13 protein-coding genes and 1 pseudogene are annotated in these 18068 nt (G+C 71.8%); 1 reads left to right on the forward strand and 13 read right to left on the reverse strand.

The genetic code is table 11. From position 1 onward, the window contains the following. From HGCM_RS19525 to HGCM_RS00660, 9 genes and pseudogenes are all read right to left on the reverse strand, one after another. Nucleotides 1–1127, reverse strand: a pseudogene (locus tag HGCM_RS19525) (hypothetical protein); the annotation flags it as partial. A gap of 113 nt (nt 1128–1240) precedes the next feature. Continuing rightward, nucleotides 1241–1729 carry a flavin reductase family protein gene (locus tag HGCM_RS00625; RefSeq protein ID WP_019134964.1) on the reverse strand — a complete coding sequence of 163 codons (489 nt, stop codon included), beginning with the start codon at nt 1727–1729 and terminating at the stop codon, nt 1241–1243. Beyond that, the gene (locus HGCM_RS18625; RefSeq protein WP_019134965.1) at nt 1726–2139 is read right to left on the reverse strand and encodes a hypothetical protein; all 414 of its coding nucleotides are present in this window, start codon (nt 2137–2139) and stop codon (nt 1726–1728) included. The genes HGCM_RS00625 and HGCM_RS18625 overlap by 4 nt, the downstream gene beginning before the upstream one ends. Before the next feature lie 5 nt (nt 2140–2144). Continuing rightward, nucleotides 2145–3101 carry an N-acetyl-1-D-myo-inositol-2-amino-2-deoxy-alpha-D-glucopyranoside deacetylase gene (gene mshB, locus HGCM_RS00635; RefSeq protein ID WP_019134966.1) on the reverse strand — a complete coding sequence of 319 codons (957 nt, stop codon included), beginning with the start codon at nt 3099–3101 and terminating at the stop codon, nt 2145–2147. Between the two features lies 1 nt (nt 3102). After that, the gene (gene typA / locus HGCM_RS00640; RefSeq protein ID WP_019134967.1) at nt 3103–5037 is read right to left on the reverse strand and encodes a translational GTPase TypA; all 1935 of its coding nucleotides are present in this window, start codon (nt 5035–5037) and stop codon (nt 3103–3105) included. Nucleotides 5038–5227: 190 nt separating this feature from the next. Further along, nucleotides 5228–6985 (reverse strand): ABC transporter ATP-binding protein, encoded by a 1758-nt coding sequence (locus HGCM_RS00645; protein WP_019134968.1) that lies wholly within the window; start codon nt 6983–6985, stop codon nt 5228–5230. Further along, entirely contained in the window at nt 6982–7932 is a 951-nt protein-coding gene (locus HGCM_RS00650; protein WP_019134969.1) for an ABC transporter permease, read from the reverse strand. The genes HGCM_RS00645 and HGCM_RS00650 overlap by 4 nt, the downstream gene beginning before the upstream one ends. Further along, nucleotides 7925–8851 (reverse strand): ABC transporter permease, encoded by a 927-nt coding sequence (locus HGCM_RS00655; protein WP_019134970.1) that lies wholly within the window; start codon nt 8849–8851, stop codon nt 7925–7927. Before HGCM_RS00655 ends, HGCM_RS00650 begins: the two co-directional genes overlap by 8 nt. Before the next feature lie 208 nt (nt 8852–9059). Further along, nucleotides 9060–10700, reverse strand: coding sequence for a peptide ABC transporter substrate-binding protein (locus tag HGCM_RS00660; protein WP_019134971.1), 1641 nt, complete (start codon nt 10698–10700; stop codon nt 9060–9062). Nucleotides 10701–11107: 407 nt separating this feature from the next. Here HGCM_RS00660 and HGCM_RS18630 point away from each other — a divergent pair, with 407 nt between their 5' ends. Then, nucleotides 11108–11740, forward strand: coding sequence for a PH domain-containing protein (locus HGCM_RS18630; protein WP_019134972.1), 633 nt, complete (start codon nt 11108–11110; stop codon nt 11738–11740). Nucleotides 11741–11746: 6 nt separating this feature from the next. Here the strand turns inward: HGCM_RS18630 and HGCM_RS16245 are convergent, their stop codons facing one another. From HGCM_RS16245 to HGCM_RS00685, 4 genes are all read right to left on the reverse strand, one after another. Then, nucleotides 11747–13504 carry an ABC transporter ATP-binding protein gene (locus tag HGCM_RS16245; RefSeq protein ID WP_019134973.1) on the reverse strand — a complete coding sequence of 586 codons (1758 nt, stop codon included), beginning with the start codon at nt 13502–13504 and terminating at the stop codon, nt 11747–11749. 8 nt (nt 13505–13512) lie between these two features. Next, nucleotides 13513–14535, reverse strand: coding sequence for an ABC transporter permease (locus tag HGCM_RS00675; RefSeq protein ID WP_019134974.1), 1023 nt, complete (start codon nt 14533–14535; stop codon nt 13513–13515). 49 nt (nt 14536–14584) lie between these two features. After that, nucleotides 14585–16123, reverse strand: coding sequence for an ABC transporter permease (locus HGCM_RS00680; RefSeq protein ID WP_019134975.1), 1539 nt, complete (start codon nt 16121–16123; stop codon nt 14585–14587). Nucleotides 16124–16233: 110 nt separating this feature from the next. Continuing rightward, complete coding sequence (locus HGCM_RS00685) at nt 16234–18003, reverse strand: ABC transporter family substrate-binding protein (RefSeq protein WP_026075157.1); 1770 nt, start codon at nt 18001–18003, stop codon at nt 16234–16236. Between the last annotated feature and the right edge of the window lie 65 nt (nt 18004–18068).

Genomic DNA, 18068 nt, shown 5'->3' on the forward strand with positions numbered 1-18068 from the left:
GGCGGGACGTCGGCCGCCGCCTCGACGGCGTCCGTGCCCTCGGCGTCGGGCTCGTCCTGCGGGGCCTGCGGCGTCTCGACGGCGGGCGGCTCGACTGCGTCGGCGGGCTGCTTCGTCACGTCCTCCGCGGCGGGCCCGTCGGCCTCCGCCTCGTCGGCGGTCCCCGGCGCACCGTCCGCAGGCTCGTCGGCGACGGGCTCGGTGACCGGCTGCTCGGCGACCGGCTCCTCGGCCGGCGCGACACCCTCCGGCGCCTCCCGTGTCGAGGACCCTTCCTCGGCAGACGTCCCGTCCTCGGCCGGGGTCTCCTCCCCGGCGGGCGACGGCTGCTGCGTCGGGTCCGCCTCAGCGGCGGCGGTCGCTGCGTCGGCCGGAGGCTCGGCGTCGGTCAGCGCCTCGCCGTCCGCCGTCAGCGCCTCCTCGTCCGGGGTCAGCGCCTCCTCGTCCGGGCTCAGCTGCTCGGCGACGACGGGCTCGACGTGCGGGTCGGCCGTCGCGTCCTGCTCCGGCTCGGCAGGCTCGGCGTCGTCGGGGACCGGGGTCTCCTCGGGCGCCGCCTGCTCGGGCGCCGCCTGCTCGGGCGCCGCCTGCTCGGGCGCCGCCTCCTCGGGCGCCGCCTCCTCGGGCGCCGCCTGCTCGGGCGCCGCCTCCTCGGGCGCCGCCTCCTCCGGCGTCACGTCGTCCGCCGGAGTCGGCTCCGCGGCGTGCTCGGCCGGCTCCGACGGCTGGTCGGCGTCCGGCTCGGCGGCGGGGTCCTCGGCCAGCTCGGTGGGCTCGGCCGGCTCCGCGGCGAGCGCCTCGTCGGTGGGCGCGGGCTCGTCCGACGTCAGCTCGTCCGGGGTCGCCTCGTCAGCGCCGGGCTCGGCGGCGAGGGCGGCGTCCGGCTGCGCGGTGGCGTCCTGGGGCTCCGGCTCGTCGACGGGCTCCTCGACGGGCACCTCGACGGGCTCCTCCTCGGTGCGCGCCGGCGCGGGGCGCGCGGAGGCGGTCGGCCGTCCGGACGTGCTGCCCCAGACCGGCCACACGGTCTCCGACGACCCCCCGGTGGACGTCTCGGGCGCGCTCGCGCGCTCGTCGTCGACACCCGGGACGACACCAGCGTCGTCGTTCTCCGTCCCCTTGCTCATCAGTCCCCCGGCACACGTCGCGATCGTGCCGTCGCTCGTCCGGCACGTCGGGCGAGTCTACGGCGCGATCATGGGCGTCCCTGCACGTGACACGGGGCTCCGGGGGACCGGTGTCAGCGCACCGGCCGCAGCCGGCCGCGCAGGTGCACGAGGCCGCCCGCCGCGGGCGCGCCGGGCACGGCGGACAGCACCTCGCCGACGACGACGTCGTGGTCCCCCGCGGGGTGGACGGCGCTCGTGCGGCACTCGAACCACGCAGTCGCGCCCTCGACGAGCACGCCGCCGCCGAGCGGCGCCTGGCGGTGGGGGACGCGCTCGAGCTGGCCCACCACGGGCCGCCCGGCCGAGGCCAGCCAGTCGGCGGTGGCCGCCTGGTCGTCGGCCAGCACGCTCACTGACCACAGGTCGACGTCGTCGAGGGCCTCCCGCAGCCGGGCGTCGGCGTGCACGCAGAACAGCAGCAGCGGCGGGTCGAGCGACACGGAGGCGACGGACGAGACCGTCGTGGCGTGCACCGACCCGCGCCAGCGCAGGGAGACGACGGCGACGCCGGCGGGGAGGCGGGCGACGACGTCGCGGAACTCGTCCGGCGTGGCGGTCACGCGGCGCCGGGACCCTCGTCGACCGCGGCGAGCGCCTGCGGACGCTCGTCGTGCGGCTCCCCCACCTCGTCCCGGAACCAGCGGCGGGGCAGGAGGCAGCCGACGAGCGTGGCGACGGCGGCCGCGGCGATCCAGACCCACCAGGCCCCGTCGCCCTCGGGCACGAGGACGTCGCCGCCGGGGCCCTCGCCCGCGAGCAGGAACGCCGCCCCGAACGTCCCCACGACGAACGGCACGACGACGCGCAGGCCGCCCCACGCGCGCAGCGTCACGACGGACGCGAGCACCAGCGCACCGCCGAGGACGAGCCCCCACGGCGGGACCGCCCGGTGCGCGACGGTGCCCGCCGCGCCGACGACGAGCCCGAGCAGCAGCGCCACCAGCGCCCGACCGATGCCGCCCACGTCCACGGGCGTCAGGCTACCGGCGCCACGCCCGCGGGCCACGCGACGTCGCGCAGCGCGGACCGCTCCCCGCCGTCCGCCAGGCGGTAGCCCTCGGCGGGGAGCACCGGCTCGAGGCGCCCGAGGCTCAGGGCGTAGCGCCCGACGAGGCCGGGGGCCTCGACCGCCGCCACGGACTGCACCTGCGTCGCGTGCGCCCGCATGGCGGCGAGCACCGGCGCAAGCACGCGGCGGCTGTCGACGAGCACGTCGAGGCGCTCGTCGGGCACGGCCACCGCCGGCAGCGGGCCGTCCGGGTCGGGCAGCTCGCGCGCGTCCTCGGCGGCGAGCCCGCCCTGCACGGCCGGCGACGACAGCGCCCGGTACGCGGCACGCAGCGCCCGCTCCCCCTGGGCCGCCCACAGCACGACGGGCACGGCGAACGCCGCGTGGTCGCCGTCGTCCTCGGCCGCCGCGAGCGCGACCGCGCGGGTCGCCACCTCGTGGGTGCGCACGTGGTCGGGGTGCCCGTAGCCGCCCTGCGGGTCGTACGTGGCGACGACGTCCGGACGACGCGCGCGCAGCACCCGGGCCAGCCGCCGGGCCGCGTCCCGCGCGTCGGCGGAGACGAACGCGTGCGGGGGCAGGTCCGCGCCGGCACCGGCCTGCGAGGTGCCGACCCACGCCATGCCGGAGTCCTCGTAGCGCCCGGGCCCGCCGGGCTCGCCCGGGACGGCGTCGAGGAACACGTGGTCGCGCACGCCCAGCGCGGCCAGCGCCGCCGCCAGCTCGCGCTCGCGGTGCGCTGCCAGCGCGGGCCCGTCGCCCTCGAGGTGGGCGAGCTCGGCGCCGATCACCTCGCCGCGCTCGCCGCGGGTGCACGTCACGACGGTGACCGGCGCCCCCGCGGCCGCGAAGGTGGCCAGCAGGGCGCCGGTCGCCAGGGTCTCGTCGTCCGGGTGGGCGTGGACCGCGACGAGCCCCGGCACGTCAGGACTTCTTGTTGCGGGCCGTGATGCGGGCGCGCTCGGTCTGGTCGAGCACCACCTTGCGGATCCGGACGATCTCCGGCGTGACCTCGACGCACTCGTCCTCGCGCGCGAACTCCAGCGACTCCTCGAGCGTGAGCTTGCGCGGCGGCACGAGGTTCTCGAAGTTGTCGGCCGTCGAGGACCGCATGTTCGTGAGCTTCTTCTCCTTCGTGATGTTCACGTCCATGTCCTCGTTGCGCGAGTTCTCGCCGACGATCATGCCCTCGTAGACCTCCTGCGTCGGGTCCACGAAGAAGGAGCCGCGCTCCTGCAGGTTGATCATCGCGTAGGGCGTCACGACGCCCGAGCGGTCCGCGACGAGCGACCCCGTCTGACGCGTCTCGATCGGACCGGCCCACGGCTCGTAGCCCTCGGCGATCGACGAGGCGATGCCGGTGCCGCGGGTGTCGGTGAGGAAGCGCGTGCGGAAGCCGATGAGGCCGCGCGCCGGGACGACGAACTCCATCCGCACCCAGCCGGTGCCGTGGTTCGACATCGTCTCCATGCGGCCCTTGCGCTGCGCGAGCAGCTGCGTCACCGCACCGAGGTACTCCTCGGGCACGTCGATGGTCATCCGCTCCATCGGCTCGAGCACCTGGCCGTCGACCTTCTTCGTGACGACCTGCGGCTTGCCGACGGTCAGCTCGAAACCCTCGCGGCGCATCTGCTCGACGAGGATCGCCAGCGCCAGCTCGCCGCGGCCCTGCACCTCCCAGGCGTCCGGGCGCGACGTCGGGACGACGCGCAGGGACACGTTGCCGACGAGCTCCTTGTCGAGGCGGTCCTTGACCTGGCGCGCCGTGACCTTGTGGCCCTTGCCGCCCTTGCCCGCGATCGGGCTGGTGTTGATGCCGATCGTCATCGAGATCGCCGGGTCGTCGACCGTGATGAGCGGCAGTGGCCGCGGGTCGTCGGGGTCCGTCAGCGTCTCGCCGATCGTGATGTCCTCGATGCCGGCGACGGCGACGATGTCACCCGGGCCGGCCTCGTCCGTGGGGACGCGCTCGAGGGCCTTCGTCTCCAGCAGCTCCGTGATGCGGACGTTCTGCAGCGAGCCGTCGTGCCGGGCCCACGCGACGGTCTGCCCCTTGCGGAGCGTGCCGTTGAAGATGCGCAGCAGCGCGAGGCGGCCGAGGAACGGCGACGCGTCGAGGTTCGTCACGTGCGCCTGCAGCGGCGCGCCCTCGTCGTACGTCGGCGCGGGGATCTTCTCGAGGATCGTCCGGAACAGCGGCTCGAGGTTCGGCGAGTCCGGCAGGCCCCCGTCGGCCGGCTGCTCGAGCGAGGCGCGGCCCGCCTTCGCGGCGGCGTAGACCACCGGCACGTCGAGGATCGCGTCCAGGTCGAGGTCCGGGACCTCCTCGTGCAGGTCGGACGCGAGGCCGAGCAGCAGGTCGGTCGACTCCCCCACGACCTCCTCGATGCGGGCGTCCGGGCGGTCCACCTTGTTGACGACGAGGATCACGGGGAGCTTCGCCGCGAGCGCCTTGCGCAGCACGAACCGCGTCTGCGGCAGCGGGCCCTCCGACGCGTCGACGAGGAGGACGACGCCGTCCACCATCGACAGCCCGCGCTCGACCTCGCCGCCGAAGTCGGCGTGCCCCGGGGTGTCGATCACGTTGATCGTCACGCCGTCGGGGTGCCCGGCGTCCGCGGCCGCCGGGCCGCTGTACCGGACCGCCGTGTTCTTGGCGAGGATCGTGATGCCCTTCTCACGCTCCAGGTCGCCCGAGTCCATCGCGCGCTCGTCGACGTGCGCGTGCTCGCCGAAGGCGCCGGACTGCCACAGCATCGCGTCGACGAGCGTGGTCTTGCCGTGGTCGACGTGCGCGACGATCGCGACGTTGCGCAGGTCGGACCGGACGCCCGTGGTCGGCGCGGCGCTGGTAGGCATACGGGTACTCATCTCAGGAGGTGGGGGCTGCACCGTCCGCGGTGCGGCGACGATTCTACGCGGGTTCGCGCCGTCGCGGAGGTCGCGCTGCTCACAGCGACGAGGACGGCTCCGGGGGCGGGCGTGCGGGGCGACGCAGCGGGGCCGGGACGACGTCGTCGTCCCGGCCCCGTCCGTCGGTGACCCGAGGTCAGGCCGGCAGGTCCTCGATGCCCTCGCCGAACACCTCGAGGCGCGCGCCCGGGATCGCGGCGAGCAGCTCGCGCGTGTACGGCTGGCGCGGGTTGTCGAAGACCTCGTCCGTCGTGGCCGCCTCGACGACCTGGCCGGTCTTCATCACGCACACCTCGTCGGCGATCTGACGGACCACCGCCAGGTCGTGCGTGATGAACAGGTACGACAGGCCCAGCTCCGCCTGCAGGTCGTTGAGCAGCGTGAGGATCTGCGCCTGCACGAGCACGTCGAGGGCCGAGACGGCCTCGTCGCAGACGATCACCTCCGGCTCGAGCGCGAGCGCCCGGGCGATGGCGATGCGCTGGCGCTGACCGCCGGAGAGCTCGGCCGGGAACCGCCGCATCGTCGAGGCGGGCAGCGCCACCATGTCGAGCAGCTCGCGCACGCGGTTCTCGCGCGACTTGCGGTCGCCGACCTTGTGCACCCGCAGCGGCTCCTCGATCGTGCGGTAGATCGAGTACATCGGGTCGAGCGAGCCGTAGGGGTTCTGGAAGATCGGCTGCACGCGCCGGCGGAACGCGAACAGCTCCTTGCTGTCCAGCGTCGACAGGTCGGTGCCGTCGAAGTAGACCTTGCCCTCGGTCGGGTCGAGCAGGTTCAGCACGACGTTCGCGACGGTGGACTTGCCCGAGCCCGACTCGCCCACGAGCGCCATCGTCGTCCCGCGCTTGATCGAGAACGACACGTCGTCGACGGCCTTGAACTCCGTCGTCTGACCGGGCCGGCCGCCCCGGATCTGGAACACCTTGGTCAGGTTCTCGACCTTGACGACCTCGTCGGAGCGCCGCGCGCCCTCGCCGCCCGTCGCCGCAAGCAGCTCGGTCGACTCGACGCCGCGCTCCTTGGCGCTCTGGATGCGCCGCGAGGCGAGCGACGGGGCCGCCGACACCAGGCGCTGCGTGTACGGGTGCTGCGGGTCCGCCAGGATCTTGCGCGACGGCCCGGACTCGACGACCTGCCCGCGGTACATGACGACGAGGTGCTCGGCGCGCTCGGCGGCCAGCCCCAGGTCGTGGGTGATGAAGAGGACCGCGGTGCCGAGCTGCTGGGTCAGGCCCTCGAGGTGGTCGAGGATGACGCGCTGCACCGTGACGTCGAGCGCCGAGGTCGGCTCGTCGGCGATGAGCAGCTTCGGGCGCGCCGCGAGGCCGATCGCGATGAGCGCGCGCTGGCGCATGCCGCCCGAGAACTCGTGCGGGTACTGGTTCGCCCGGCGCTCCGCGTCCGGCAGCCCGGCCTCGGCGAGCAGCTCGGCGACGCGCTTGTCCGCCTCCTTGCCCGTGGCGATCCCGTTGGCGCGCAGCGCCTCCTTGACCTGGAACCCGATCTTCCAGACCGGGTTGAGGTTCGACATGGGGTCCTGCGGGACCAGGCCGATCTGCTTGCCGCGGACGTCGACCATCTGCTTGGCCGAGGCGTGCGTGATGTCCTGGCCGTCGAAGACGATCGACCCGCCCGTGACCTTGCCGGTGCCCGGCAGCAGGTCGATCACCGCGTGCGCGGTCGTCGACTTGCCGGAGCCCGACTCCCCCACGATCGCGACGGACTGCCCGGGGTACACCGTGAGGTTCGCACCGCGCACCGCCTGGACGGGGCCGGTGTTCGTCATGAACTCGACCTGCAGGTCGCGCACCTGCAGCAGGGGCGCGCTGCCGTGGGGCGCGTGGACGGCGCCGGTGGCGTCGACGATCGGCTCGTGCGTGGGGTGGCTCATCGCTTGCGCGCCTTCGGGTCGAGGGCGTCGCGGACCACGTCGCCCATCATGATGAAGCTGAGGACGGTCAGGGCCAGCGCCGCGGCCGGGTAGAAGAGCTCGACGGGGTTCGCGCGCAGGCGCCGCTGGGCGTCGGAGATGTCACCGCCCCACGAGACCACCGACTGCGGCAGCCCGATCCCGAGGAACGACAGCGTCGCCTCGGCGACGATGAACGTCCCGAGCGCGACGGTCGCGTAGACGATGATCGGCGCCGCCGAGTTGGGCATGATGTGCCGCATCAGCGTCGAGGCGCGCGAGGCGCCGAGCGCCTTGGCCGCCGTGACGAAGTCGGAGTTCTTGACGCTCAGCACCGAGCCTCGCGTGATGCGGGCGATCTGCGGCCACCCGAACACGCCCAGGACGATGACCACCGTGAGGATGCCGCGCTGGTCGTACAGCACGCTCATGATGACGATGGCGGCGAGCACGAACGGGATCGCGAAGAAGATGTCCGTGACCCGCGAGAGCAGCGAGTCGAACCACTTGCCGTAGAACCCGGCGATCGCCCCGACCAGGGCGCCGATGAGGACGACCACCAGGGTCGTCAGCACGCCGACCGTCACGGACGGGCGGGCGCCGTAGATCGTGCGGGCGTAGATGTCGCAGCCCTGGAAGTTGAAGCCGAACGGGTGGCCCGCGCTCGGGGGCAGCGACGAGTTCGCCAGGTCGCAGGCCCGCGGGTCGACGGACGTGAACCACTGCGGGAACACCGCCACGATCACGATGAGGGCGATCAGCACCGAGGCGATCCAGAACATCGGACGGCGGCGCAGCTGGTGCCACGCGTCCTTCCAGACGCTCGCGGGGGCGGCGGACTCGTCGACCGAGTCGACGACGCCGACCGGCGTCTCGTCCAGCTGCGCGAAGAAGTGCTGCTGGTCCGGGCGGGTGGGGGTCTCAGGCATAACGGATCCTCGGGTCCAGGACCGCGTAGAGCAGGTCGACGAGAAGGTTCGACAGGATGTAGACGATCACCAGCACGGTCGTCAGCGAGACGACGGTCGGTGCCTGGCCCTGGATGATCGCGCGGTACAGGGTCCCGCCGACGCCGTTGATGTTGAAGATGCCCTCGGTGATGATCGCCCCGGCCATCAGCGACCCGAGGTCGGCGCCGAGGAACGTCACCACGGGGATGAGCGAGTTGCGCAGCACGTGGACGTTGATCACGCGGCTGCGGGAGACGCCCTTGGCGGTCGCCGTCCGCACGTAGTCGGCGGAGAGGTTCTCCGCGACGGACGTGCGCGTCAGCCGCAGCACGTAGGCGAACGAGACGGCCCCGAGCACGATCGCCGGCATGAGCAACGTCTTGAAGTTGACGTTGCTGCCGACCGTCGGTGGCAGCCAGCCGAGCTTGACGCCGACGACGAACTGCAGGACGAAGCCGATGACGAACGTCGGCACCGCGATGACGATGAGGCTCAGGACGAGCGCGGTGCTGTCGAACAGCTTCCCCTTGCGCAGGCCGGCGATGAGGCCGAAGCCGATGCCGAAGATCCCCTCGAACAGCAGCGCCATGACGGCGAGCTGGAAGGTGACCGGGAAGACGCGCTTCATCACGTCGATCACCTCCTCGCCGGAGAAGGTGATGCCGAAGTCCAGCGAGAAGATGCCCTTGAGGTACAGCAGGTACTGCACGAGGAAGGGCTCGTCGAGGTTGTACCGCTCGCGCAGGCGCTCGGCGAGGGCGTCGCTGATGCCGCGGTCGCCCCCGAGCGCGAGGATCGGGTCCCCCGGCAGCAGGAAGACCATGGCGTAGATGAGCAGCGTCGCTCCCAGGAAGACCGGGATGAGCTGCAAGAACCTGCGCCCGACGTACCAGGCCATCAGGTGTCCCTCCTCGGGGGTCACGTACATCCGTGCGCGGGCGTCGACGACGGCGCCGGGCGCTGCGGCGGATCACGCCGCTGGAAAAGAGTAGGGCGTGCGGCGGGGTGCTCACGCCGCTGCCGGTGCGGGACCTCGGGGTGGTGGTCCCGCACGCGAGTGGGGGCGGGGCCCGCGGGCCCCGCCCCCACTCGTCACTGCGTCGAGATCACTGCTTGGTGATGTCGGAGTACAGCGGGACGGAGTTCCAGCCGAACTTCACGTTGTCGACCAGCGTCGAGTAGCCGCCCGTGACGTTCGAGTACCACAGCGGGATCGCCGGGAGGTCCTTGAAGAGGATCTCCTGCGCCTTCTGGAAGGTCGCGTTCGCCGAGTCCTGGTTGGTGTCCGAGGCACCCTGCTTGAGCAGCGCGTCGAACTCCTCGTTGCTGTAGTTGCCGTCGTTCGAGCCGGCACCCGTGCCGTAGAGCGGGCCGAGGAAGTTGTACAGACCGGGGTAGTCGGCCTGCCAGCCGGAGCGGTTCGCACCGGTCAGCTTCGACTTCTCGCCCGCCTTGGCGGCGGTGACGTCCGTGCGCAGGTCGGCGAAGACGGCGTAGGCCTGGCCCTCCGCGTCGATGCCCAGGACGTTCTTGATGCTGTTCGTCACCGCGTCGACCCACGCCTTGTGGCCACCGTCGGTGTTGTACGCGATCGTGAACTTGCCCGACCACGGCTTGATGGCGTCGGCCTGGGCCCAGAGGTCCTTGGCCTTCGTCGGGTCGAAGCTCAGCACCTCGGCACCCGGGATGGAGTCGCTCCAGCCGGAGATGACGGGCGAGGTGAAGTCCTTCGCCGGGGTACGCGTGCCCTCGAAGATCGTCTTCGTGATCTGGTCACGGTCGATCGCGTAGGACAGCGCCTGACGACGGAGCTTGCCCTCCTCGTCGTCACCGAAGTGGTCGAGCCACTCGCCGATGGTGAACGACTGGAAGACGGCGGCCGGCTGGTTGACGGCACGGTCGCCGAGCTCGCTCTCGAACGTCGCGAACGCGCTGTCCGGGACGGCGTCGAGCACGTCGAGCTGGTCGGAGAGCAGGTCGGAGTAGGCCGCGTCCTGCGTCTCGTAGAACTTGATCGTCACGCCGCCGTTCTTGGCCTTGCGGTCACCGGCGTAGTCCGCGTTGGGGACGAGCTTGATCTGGGTGTTGTGCTCCCAGGCGCCCTCGCCGTCCAGCTTGTAGGGGCCGTTGCCGATCGGGTTCTGACCGAACGCCTCGATGTCCTCGAACGCCGCCTCGGGCAGCGGGTAGAACGCCGAGTACCCCAGCCGCAGCGGGAAGTCCGACTCGGGCTGGACCAGCTTGACCGTGAAGGTCAGGTCGTCGACGACCTTGAGGCCGGTCAGCTCGGAGTCCTTCTCCCACGAGAAGCCCTCGATCGGCTCGAAGAAGTAGCTCGAGAGCTGCTCGTTCGACAGCTTGGCGCCGTAGTTCCACGCGTCGACGAAGCTCTTCGCGGTGACGTCCTCACCGTTGGTGAACTTCCAGCCCGACTTGAGCTTGATCGTGTAGTTCTGGGCGTCGTCCGACTCGATCGACTCGGCCACCTCGTTGTGCGGCGCGCCGTCGGCGTCGTAGTACACGAGGCCGGCGAACGTCAGGTCGAGGATCTTGCCGCCGCCGACCTCGGCCGTGTTGGTCGGGATCAGCGGGTTCTGGGGCTCGTTGCCGTTCGTCGTGATGATGCCGGTCGAGCTGCCCTGGGCCGAGGTGTTCTCGCCCGAGCTGCCGCCGTTGCTGCACGCCGCGAGCGCCAGGGCGCCGACGGTGAGCGAGGCGGCGAAGCCGGCGAAGCGCCTGATCTTCAATGTTCCTCCTGGGAGCGCGGTGCCGTGGTTCGACGCCTGCCCGGCGCGGTGGTGGACCGCCCTGGGCGCACACGTCCGTCGTGGCACCAGTTGGGTAGCGCAAAGGTATGAAACGCAGGACGGACAAAGCGGGCACCCGGTGGCTGCCCGTCCAACTGTTACCACATCGATACTGCCTGGTAACGCCTCGTTCTCCCCCGAAACAGGGCCGTGACCTGCGCAAGCACCGTTCTGGGGGTCGACCTGCACGACCGTCCGGGCGGTGGGACCATCGCGCGTTCTGGTGTTCACCATGTGAGACACAGGGCACCCACCTGCGGTCGCGATGTGGACACCCGTCCGGGAACGGACATTCGGCCGCCCCGGCGAGGTGGCCGGGACCCGACCGCACCGTGCGAGCATGACGCGTGACGTCCGCCTCGCACCAGCCCCCCGCCCGCGCCGGCCGGCCGTCCGGCAGCCGCACGTTCCGGCCGCGCGGCGCGCTCGTCGCCGTCGTCGTGGGCGCCGTGGTGGCGGCCGGCTGGGTCTGGCTCGCCCTGCGCGACGGCGGACCCGCCGCCCTGCTGCGCCAGCTGCCCGGGCTCGTGCTCGCCGGCGTCGTGGTGTGGGCGGTGCTCGTGCGCCCCGGCGTCGCCGTCGACGAGGCGGGCGTGCACCTGCGCAACGTCGTGCGCGACGTCGACGTGCCGTGGTCCCGGCTCGCCGCGGTCGACACCCGCTACGCGCTCACGCTGACGACGACGGACGGCGCCCGGTACGCCGCCTGGGCCGCGCCCGCGTCCGGGCGCTACGCCGACGTCCGGATGACGGCCCGCGAGGCCACGACGCTCGGGCTGGAGGACGGCGCGCCCCCGACGGCGAGCGCCTCGTGGACCGCCGGCTCCGGGGCGGCCGCCGCCTGGGTCCGTCGCGAGTGGCGCCGGGCGCTCGACGGCGACCAGCCGGACGCGCCCGTGCGGGTGCGTCCGGCCGTCGTGCCGATCGTCCTGCTCGTCGCCGCGGGCGTCCTCTGCCTGGCGGCGGCGCTCCTGGGCTGAGGCCGGTCAGTCCTTATCGCCGGCGCCGGCGGCGAGGACGCGCGCGCGCTCGGCGCGGCGGGCGCCCTGCTCGTCCGGGTCCGGCACGGGGGCCGCGGCGATGAGGCGGCGCGTGTACGGGTCCTGCGGGTTGAGCAGCACGTCCTCGCGGGAGCCCTGCTCGACCAGCCGGCCGTTGCGCATCACCGCGATCCGGCTGGACAGGATCTCGACGACGGCCAGGTCGTGGCTGATGAACAGGCACGCGAACCCCTGCTCGCGCTGCAGCTCCTGGAAGAGCTCCAGCACGTGCGCCTGCACCGAGACGTCGAGCGCCGAGGTCGGCTCGTCGGCGACCAGCAGCTGCGGGCGCAGCGAGAGCGCGCGGGCGATGCCGACGCGCTGCCGCTGACCGCCCGAGAGCTCGTGCGGGTAGCGGTTGCGGTACGCGTGGGGCAGCTTGACCTGGTCGAGGAGCGCCTCGACGCGGCGGTTCAGCGCCTCCTTGCGCAGCTTCTCGTGCAGGAACAGCGGCTCGCCGATCGACTCCCCGATCGTCATGCGCGGGTTGAGCGACGAGCCCGGGTCCTGGAAGACGATCGCCGAGCGGCGGCGCAGCGGGAGCAGCTCGCGGCGCGACAGTCCCGCCAGGTTCGTGCCGCCGACGCGGATGGCGCCCTCGGCGACGGGCAGCAGCGAGACCACGGCACGACCGACCGTCGTCTTCCCCGAGCCGGACTCGCCGACGAGGCCGACGACCTCGCCCGGGGCGATCGCGAGGCTGACGTCGTCGACCGCGCGGAACGCCGGCGTGCGCCCGCGGCCGGGGTACTCGATCGAGACGTGCTCGAGCTCGAGCGCCGGCGTCGGGCCGCCGTCCGGCGCGCCGGTGACGACCTCGTCCTCCGTCGGGCGGTCCTGGACGGAGAGCGCCCCTGCCGCGATGTCGGCGCCCAGGTGCGGCACGGCGGCGAGCAGGTCGCGCGTGTACTCCTGCTGCGGCTGGGAGAACAGCTGCCGGATCGGGCCGCGCTCGACGACGTGCCCGTCCCGCATGACGACGACGTCGTCCGCGAGGTCGGCGACGACGCCCATGTCGTGCGTGATGAGCAGGATCGCCGAGTCGAGCCGGCGGTGCAGGTCCCGCAGCAGGTCGAGGATCTCGGCCTGCACGGTGACGTCGAGCGCCGTCGTCGGCTCGTCGGCGATGAGCAGCACCGGGTCGCACGCGATCGCCATGGCGATCATGACGCGCTGGCGCTGACCGCCCGAGAGCTGGTGCGGGTACGCGTCGACCTTCGCCTCGGGGTTCGGCAGGTCGACGAGCCGGAAGAGCTCGACGACCCGGTCCCGGGCCTCCTGCGGCGTGACGTTCTGGTGGCTGAGGATGATCTCGGCCACCTGGAACCCGACGGTGAGCACCGGGTTCAGCGCCGTCATCGGCTCCTGGAAGATGAGCCCGATGTCGTTGCCGCGCACGGCGCGCAGCTGCGGCTTCGGGATCCCGATGAGCTCCTTGCCGCGCAGCTTGGCGGACCCGGTCACCCGGGCGTTGCCGGGCAGCAGGCCGAGGATCGCCATCGACGAGACGGACTTGCCGGAGCCCGACTCGCCGACGAGCGCGAGCACCTCACCCGGCCGGATGCGCAGGTCGACGCCCTCGGACGCCATCACCCACTCGCCGTCGACGCGGAAGTCGACCCCGAGGCCCGTGACCTCGAGGATCGGCTCGACGTACTGGTCCTCCCAGCCCGCGGGCGGGGTGGCGTCGGTCGTGCTGGTCATGGTTCCCCTCAGGCCTTCTGGCGGTTCTGCCGCGGGTCGAACGCGTCGCGCAGGCCGTCGCCGATGAAGTTGACGGCGAGCGCGATGGCGACGATGAACAGACCCGGCCACCAGAACAGCCACGGGCGCGGGCCCATGGCGGAGCGGTAGTTGTTGATGAGCTGACCGAGCGACGTGTTGGGCGGCTGGACGCCGAAGCCCAGGAAGGACAGCGCGGACTCGAGCAGGATCGCCGACGACATCGCGAGCGTCGCGGAGACGATGATCACGCCGATCGTGTTCGGCAGGATGTGGCGGAAGATGATCCGCCCGGACGGCACGCCCACCGAGCGCGCGGCGTCGACGAACTCCTTCTCGCGCAGCGAGAGGAACTCGCCGCGGACGATGCGCGCCAGCCCCGTCCACGTCACGAAGCCGAGGAACAGGCCGAGCAGCCAGACGCCGCCGCGCCCGTTCGCGCCCTTCGCGACGACCGCCGCGATCGCCACGAGGGGGATCGTGATGATGACGTCGGTGATCCGCATGAGCACCGACTCGGTCCAGCCGCGGAAGTAACCGGCCAGCGCCCCGATCACGGTGCCGATCGCGGAGCCGATCACGCCCACGAGGAACGCGATGATGATCGACTGCTGGGCGCCGGCCATCACGAGGGCGAAGTAGTCGCGCCCGATGTTGTCCTGCCCGAACGGGTGGGCGCCGAGGCTGAAGGGCCACAGCTGCAGGGTCGGCTTCCCCCCGTTCAGGATGGCCTGAGGGACGCGGTAGTCGAGCGGCCACCAGCCCGGGATCGGGCCGATCCCGATCGAGCTGAAGACGAGCAGGACGATGAGCACGAGGGCGACCAGGCCGCCCATCGCGGCGCGGTGGCGGACGAAGCGGTTCACGATCGTGCGCGCCGACGAGCGCGCCGCGACCGGGATGGCCGTGGCGGCGGGCTCGACCTCGAGGACGTCGGTGTCCGTCGCGACGAGGCGCTCCATCTGCGCCTCGATGCGCTCGTGCCCCTCGGACGAGGGTCGCTGGTCTGTCATCGGTGGTCTCCGTGGGCCGTCGGACCGGTCGGGGCGAGGTGCGCCGCGGTCACGAGAGCCGGATCCGTGGGTCGAGGTAGGCGTACGCGATGTCCGCGATCATGTTGAACACCACCGTGGCGACCGCGGTCACCAGGAAGAACGCCATCACCGGGTTCGGGTCGACGTTGGTGAGGCCGCGCTGGAACATGAGCCCCATGCCGCTCCATCCGAACACCGTCTCGGTGACGACCGCCCCGCCGAGGACGCCGGCGAAGTCGAACGCGACGAGGGTCGCGAGCGGGATGAGCGCATTGCGGAACGAGTGCCGGACGATGACCGTCCGCTCGTTGAGCCCCTTGGCGCGCGCGGTGCGCACGTAGTCCTGGTTGAGCACGTCGAGCATGCTCGCGCGGGTGTACCGGGTGTAGCTCGCGAAGGAGATGAGCATGATCGCCAGCGTCGGCAGCAGCAGGTGCAGCGCCAGGTCGAGGTTCGTCTGCCAGAAGTTGCCGTCGAGGTTGGGCGTCTCGGACCCCGTGGTGGGGATCGGCCGGCCACCGGTGCGGCGGTAGACGTACGGGTAGGCGCCGAGCATCTGGTCGATGGCCATGAGCACGACCACGGTCACGCCGACGAGCCCGCCGATCTGCGCGGCGAGGCGCTTGACGTGCCCCCCGCCGACGAGCCCGGCGGCCACGCCGACCCCGATGATGACGAGCGAGACGGCGATGAACGACCACCACGTCATGCTGCGCATCAGCGGACCCGCCAGGGCGACGACAACCGTGCCGGCCGCCGCGGCGGCGAGCGCGCTGTAGAGCACCCGCCGGGTCCGGGGCCGCAGGCCGGCGAACAGCGCGGCCCACAGGAACGCCATGACGAGGCCGATGAGCAGGATGCCCAGCAGGCCCATCGTCGGGCGGCGGAACCAGTTCGTCGTCAGCAGCACGAACAGGGTCGTGAACGTCGCGACGGCGGAGACGCCGAAGACGATGAGCCGCGTGCGCCGCTCGCCCCCGATCACCACCGCCCAGATGAGCCCCGCTATCAGGGCGACCCCGAGCAAGGCGGCGTAGGTCATCTCCGGGTTCGCCAGCCAGCTGTTGAGGTCGATCGCGACGTACTGCTTGAGCAGCGTCGAGACCCAGAACAGCGGCAGCGAGAAGCAGAGGAACGCGATGAGCGTCACGCCGTAGTCGAACGTCGAGTACTGCCGCAGCGCGGTGACGATGCCCGTGATGACGCCCAGCAGCAGCGCGAGGACCGTCGCGGCGATGACCAGGCGCAACGTCGACCCGATCGCGGACTGGAGCTGCGGCAGCACCGGCCGGCTCTGGGCGTCGAGGCCCATGGTGCAGTCGTCCCCGCCGGGGACGATGCAGCGGCCGACGTCCTGCAGCCACAGGACGTAGCGACCCGGCACGGGGACGTCGAGGTTGAGTGCGCGCGTGCGCGCGGCGATGCGCTCGGCGCGACCCGGGCCGTTGTACTCGAGGAGCCGTTGCAGCGGGTTCCCGGACAGCGCCACCAGCACGTACATCAGGGCGGTGGAGGCCAGGACGATGAAGAACGAGACGACGAGGCGCCTCGCGACGAACACGAGCATCGGGGCTCGCTCCTTACCGTGGACGTGGGACCGCGCAGCCCCGACGCGCATCGTGTCCCATCGGGGACACGAGCGCGTCGGGGACGTGCGCGGTCAGGCGGGCGACGTCGTCAGAGAGACTTCGTCCACTCCATGGCGTTCCACGTGCCGCCGTACTGCGTCGGGTTGTACGCGGGGCCCGTCACCTTCGAGCTGAAGGCGGTCAGACCCGGGTTGGCGTACAGCGTGATGTTGTAGAGGTCGCTCCAGAGCTGCTCCTCCATCTGCGCCTTCAGCGGCACCGCGTCGGCCGGGTCGGTGACCTGGACGATCTGGTCCCACAGCTCGTCGACCTTGGCGTTCGAGTAGCGGCCGTAGTTCTGCGCGCCCTTCGAGACGTAGATCGACTGACCCGAGGCGATGAGGCCCGAGCCCGCCCAGCCGAACACCGCGGCGTCCCACTCGCCCGGGTGGGTCAGCGTGGTGAAGACGTCGTTGTCCGGCGTGGACTTGATGTTGAAGCCGGCCTGGTCGCACGACGCCTTGATGAGCGCCACCTGGTCGGCGCGCAGCTGCGACTGCCCCGCGAAGCGGAACGTGATGTCGTACGGCGTCTTGACACCGGCCTCCTTCAGGAGGGCCTTGGCGCCGTCGATGTCGACCGCGTCGTAGAGCTTCGCGGACGGCACCTGCGACAGGACGTCCTCGTACTCGGCCTGGGCCGGGAGGTACTCGTGCAGGCGCAGCACCTGCGCACCGTCGAACACCGGCTTCGCGAACTTGTCGACGAGGTCCTCGCGGGGGATGCACTTGGCGAACGCCTGGCGCACGCGCTGGTCCTCGAACTTGCCGCCCTTGCCGGTGTCGAGGTCGACGTGGCTGAACGAGAGCGACTCGCCCTTCTCGACCTTGACCGCGTCGCCGAGGCCCTCGAGCTGGCTGACCATGTCGGCCGTCGCGTTCGACGGGTCGAACTGGTCGATCTCACCGTTCTGCAGGGCCTGGACCATCTCCTCGGCGTTGACCGTCTTGAAGACGAGCTTCTCGGTCTTGGCCGGCGTGCCCCACCACTTGTCGTTCTTGACGACCGTGAGGGTGCCGTTCGAGGCGTTGTCGTACTTGTACGGGCCGGAGGCCGGCAGCAGCGCGATGTCGGGCAGCGAGGGGAGGTCCGCCTCGTACGCCCAGCCGGTGTTCCAGAAGTCGGCGACCTTCTTGAGCTTCGCCGTGTCGTTGTCCTGGATCGCCTTGACGAGCTCGGCGCCGTTGTCGTCGGTGGACAGGCCGGCCTGCTCGGCGGCGATGTGCGCCGGCATGAAGCCGGAGCCCAGCACCTCCCAGTCGGCGTACGGCTGCTTGAACACCATCGTGAACGACTTGTCGCCGGCGTTGCCCTGGAGCATCTCGACCTCGGCCCAGCCGTTGGTGCTGGCGGCGTTGAACAGGTCGGGCTCCGAGCCGTCCTCGGCCTTCTCGCCCGAGGGGTGGGTGCCGGAGAGAGCCGCCCACGTGAGCAGCGCGTCGTCGAAGTCGATCGGCGTGCCGTCCGACCAGACGGCCTTGTCGTTGAACGTGTACTTCACCGTGAGCGGGTCGTCCGAGGTCTTCTCGAACGTGCCGAACTCCTCGTCGTGCTCGACGGTCCCGTCCGGCAGGACCTGCACGAAGCTGCCCTGCGTCACGTTGTCGACGTACGTGTTGTAGACGCTGTTCGCGTCCGCCGTGTTGGCGTTGTACGCGTCCGGCGTCTGCTCGATGCCGATCGTGATGGTGTCCGCGAGGTTCGCGCTCGCCTCGTCGGTCGGCTCGTCGCCGCCGCCTCCGGCGGTGCCGCAGCTCGCGAGCACGAAGGCGCTCGCCGCGAACGCGGCCACGGCGACGCTCTTGCGCCTGGTCGTCACATTGCCTCCAGCAACTGGTTGACCCGCGCGGCGCCGGGCGCCGTGAGGGTGCGACACGCACGGCA

It is taken from the genome of Cellulomonas massiliensis JC225, assembly GCF_000312005.1.
GTDB classification, from domain to species: domain Bacteria; phylum Actinomycetota; class Actinomycetes; order Actinomycetales; family Cellulomonadaceae; genus Cellulomonas; species Cellulomonas massiliensis.